Source organism: Phenylobacterium sp., assembly GCF_044371015.1.
GTDB lineage: Bacteria > Pseudomonadota > Alphaproteobacteria > Caulobacterales > Caulobacteraceae > Phenylobacterium.
In genome coordinates, this window is record NZ_JBILUK010000281.1 from 1 (window position 1) to 3,870 (window position 3,870).

General features: G+C 68.5%; 3 protein-coding genes and 1 pseudogene. 1 reads left to right on the forward strand and 3 read right to left on the reverse strand.

Annotated features, from left to right (window positions below):
- Both ACIQ3R_RS16300 and ACIQ3R_RS16305 read right to left on the reverse strand, forming a co-directional pair.
- A partial coding sequence (locus tag ACIQ3R_RS16300; RefSeq protein WP_397419908.1) for a DUF6285 domain-containing protein occupies positions 1 to 318 on the reverse strand: 318 nt, incomplete at its 3' end.
- A 226-nt stretch (positions 319 to 544) separates the two neighbouring features.
- Positions 545 to 1,540, reverse strand: coding sequence for a phosphotransferase family protein (locus ACIQ3R_RS16305; protein WP_397419909.1), 996 nt, complete (start codon positions 1,538 to 1,540; stop codon positions 545 to 547).
- Positions 1,541 to 1,667: 127 nt separating this feature from the next.
- Here ACIQ3R_RS16305 and ACIQ3R_RS16310 point away from each other — a divergent pair, with 127 nt between their 5' ends.
- On the forward strand, positions 1,668 to 3,029 hold the full coding sequence (locus tag ACIQ3R_RS16310) for an acyl-CoA dehydrogenase family protein (protein ID WP_397419910.1): 1,362 nt from the start codon (positions 1,668 to 1,670) through the stop codon (positions 3,027 to 3,029).
- A gap of 97 nt (positions 3,030 to 3,126) precedes the next feature.
- Here the strand turns inward: ACIQ3R_RS16310 and ACIQ3R_RS16315 are convergent.
- Positions 3,127 to 3,870, reverse strand: a pseudogene (locus tag ACIQ3R_RS16315) (class I SAM-dependent DNA methyltransferase); the annotation flags it as partial.

Below are 3,870 nucleotides of genomic sequence, written 5' to 3' on the forward strand. Positions count from 1 at the left end.
CCGACGCGCCATGGTGGTCAGCGCATCCAGCAGCCCCGGCGTCTCGACGCTCATCGCCCCGGTCCGGATCGCCTCGCAAAGCGCCGCGTTCAGCTCGGCGTGGGTTCCGCTGCGACCCAGCAGGCCTGACATCAGCGACACCGCCTCCGCCTCCGCCTCCGCCGCCGCCCCATCGGCCAGCTCCCGCCCCACGGTCGCCAGCGCATTGCCGGCCACGCGCGCCAGGAACGCATTCCGCGGATCCAGCGTCGGCCGGATCTGTTCGAGCCAGAGCGCCACCGAGGCGACCAGTTCATTTGCGGTCGGATGGGTGATCATTTCACCTCCCCCGCGAAGCGGCGGGAGGGGGACCGCCCGGCGAGGCGTCGGCGCAGTCCGACGCCGTAGAGCGGGGGGTGGAGGGGGCGAGCGACAGGCGCCACGCCCGCCATCGCCGATCCACCCGCCGCGTTTGAGGCTTGCCCCCTCCACCACGCCCTCTGCGGGGCGTGGTCCCCCTCCCGCCGCTCCGCGGGGGAGGTGCAGACGACCTCCGGCCCCAACATCACAAACCCTCCCTGAGCAGCACCACCAGGTCCGCTTCCGTTTCCGAGACCCGTCGCCCGATCATCGGCCGCTCCACCGACTTCTCCGCCCCGTCCCGCCAGGACAGATACATGGTCAGGCACATGATCCCCCAGCGCAGCGACCCCAGCATCTGCCAGAACCGCACCCTTGAGAGCTCGATCGGCCGTCCGCCCGCCGCGGCGTATCCGGCCAGCAGGTCCGCATAGTCTCCAAACCCGCCGACCGGCCGGTCCGGGCGGCCGAAGCGCCAGGAATTGGTGCAGATCCAGCCCATGTCCTCGGCCGGATCGCCAATGTGGGCCAGCTCCCAGTCCAGCACCGCCGCCACGCCCGTCTCCGGGTCGAACATGATGTTCCCGTTCCGGAAATCCCCGTGCAGCAGCACCGGCTCCACCGGCGACGGCACGTGCGCCCGCAGGTACTGAAACGCCAGCTCCAGGATCGGCCGCTCGGCCCCGGTGGCGCGATAGACCGCTTCATAGCGATCCAGTTCCTCCACCCCGTCGACGGTCTTCAGGTTCAGGCCCGCCGGCGGCGGCGTGGCGTGGATCGGCGCCAGCGCCTCGCCGCACTGCCGCGCCAGTTGCGGCCGGATCGCGTCGAACCGCGCATCGCTGGTGATCTTCTTGCCCAGGGTCTCGCCGTCGACCCGCACCATCACATAGGCCTCGCCCAGGCCGTCCGCGTCATCGCAGACATGGCGCACCGTGGGCACGCGCGCGCCGCGGGCGCCGGTCGCCCGGATCAGCGCCGCTTCCGTGCCGAGACTGATCGACCGCGCCGTCTCCGGATCGAAGGGAACCGACCGCCGCCGCAGGATCAGCGCCTCGCGGGTCCCGCCCGCTTCGATGGTGAAGGCCCAGGTCTCCATGCTCGCGCCGCCCGAAAGCCGCTGCGCCGCGCCGACGCGCGCGCCCTCCCCCGCCAGCCGGACAGCCAGCCCGTCGAGCCTTGCGCGCACATCCACAGTCATGACCCGGCGGAACCTCCGAGGCGATCTACAATGGCCCTGATCTGGCGGGCTTGCGGGGCGCTTGTAAACGCCTCCGCAACGTCAAGTCCGCCACGCGCCGGCCAAGACCCGAGGGAAGGATATCGACGTGGACTTCAATCTGCCCAAGGACATCCAGGACTATCTGGACGAGCTCGACCGCTTCATCGAGGCCGAGATCATGCCCATCCAGCGGGCGGATGACAACGAGCGCTTCTTCGACCACCGCCGCGAGCACGCCCGCACCGACTGGGACAACAACGGCCTGCCCCGCAAGGAATGGGAACAGCTGCTGGCCCGCGCCCGCAAGGTCGCCGACGACGCCGGCCACCTGCGCTACGCCTGGCCCAAGGAAATGGGCGGCAAGGGCGGCAGCCAGCTGGCCATGGCGGTGATCCGCGAGCATCTGGCCGCCAAGGGCCTGGGCCTGTTCAACGATCTCCAGACCGAGCACTCGATCGTCGGCAACAACCCCTTCATCCTGATGTTCAAGGAGTTCGCGACCAACGCCCAGTACGAGCGCGACGCCGACAAGCTGCTCGGCGGCAAGATGCGCACCGGCTTCGGCCTCACCGAGCCCAACCACGGCTCCGACGCCACCTGGATGGAAACCCGCGCCGTCCGCCACGAAAAGGACGGCCAGCCCGGCTGGCTGATCAACGGCGAAAAGATGTGGACCACCGGCATGCACGTGGCCACCCACGTCATGTGCTTCGCCCGCACCTCCGGCAAGGACGGCGACGCCACCGGCATCACCTGTTTCATCGTCCCCGCGGACAGCCCCGGTCTGAAGATCGAGGAGTACATGTGGACGTTCAACATGCCGACCGACCACCCGCGCATCAGCTTCACCAATGTCTGGGTCCCGGAAGACAGTTATTGGGGCCAGGAAGGTCGCGGCCTCGGCATCGGTCAGTCCTTCGTCCACCAGAACCGCATCCGCCAGGCGGCCTCATCGCTCGGCGCGGCGGTGTTCTGCATCAACGAGAGCGTCCGATACGCCCGCGACCGCAAGCCCTTCGGCAAGGCCCTCGCTGAGAACCAGGCCATCCAGTGGCCGCTGATCGAGCTCGCCACCCAGGCCGAGGCCCTGCGCCTGCTGATCCGCAAGACCGCCTGGGAGATGGACAACATGGAGCACAAGGAGATCGAGCGGACGATCTCCGACAAGGTCTCCATGTGCAACTACTGGGGCAACCGCCTGGTCTGCGAGGCCGCCGACCGGGCCATGCAGGTGCACGGCGGCATGGGCTATTCCCGCCACAAGCCCTTCGAGCACATCTACCGCCACCACCGCCGCTACCGCATCACCGAGGGCTCGGAAGAGATCCAGATGCGCAAGGTCGGCGCCTACCTCTTCGGCTACCTCGGCCCCAAGCGCGCCGATCCCTTCTTCAAGGCCCACAACGACGCCGAGAAGGCCGCCCGCGACGGCTACACCCAGCCCATCCCGGCCCACCACAACGCCTGAAGCGAAACGCACCGCCCCTTCCCGCCCGCGGGAAGGGGGACCGCCCCCACCATCCTCCCCCCACCGGGGGAGGTGTCGCCAAAGGCGACGGAGGGGGTTACGCCGCCCGCCGCGCCGTGAAGCGACCGTCCGGCAGGGCTGTGACGCGCCCATAGCGGACCAGGGTGTTCAGCACCTGAACCACGCGCTGTTCGATGCGCTTGCCGCCGCCCTTGAAGCCGCGCGCCAGGTCGGCGGAGGTGAGCGGCCGGGCGCTGGCGGCCAGCAGGGCCTCGATGGCCAGGGGCTGTTCGTAGCGATCCTTGGGGAAGACCGGCAGGCCCTTGTCGATGGCCACGACCGTCTCGCCCAGGTCCAGCTCGCCCGACTTGGCGACCGCGCCCTTGGCGAAGCGGGGGATCTGGTAGTCGGGCCGCAGCCAGCGCACATGGCCGGCGGCCTCTTCCTTCGCCCGCTCGGCGTTGAGGGCGACGAGGCGTTCGAGAATCTCCTCGTCGGTCAGGTCGGCGGGCCAGCCGTAGGCCTCGGCCACCGCCGCGTCGATCTGGTCGTGCAGTTCCTTGAGGATTAGCACCAATCCACGATTGACTGAATCCTGCTGATCCTCGTCGAATTCCACCTTCTGCTTCATTGCTTGAATGAGATTGTAGAGCTTCGTCAGAGTGAGATCAGGGTTGTCTGTGAGCACCCGTTTCCTCGTCGCGTCGAGTTCCTCGCCAAGCGCCCGGAGCCGGCTGGCCGATGCTTCGTTCACGTCCGGAAACGGATAAGGGTCAAAGCAGCGGGATTTAGAGTAACGAGGATCATTTCCGATTCCCAACCAGCCACCCGCGCGAGTTGC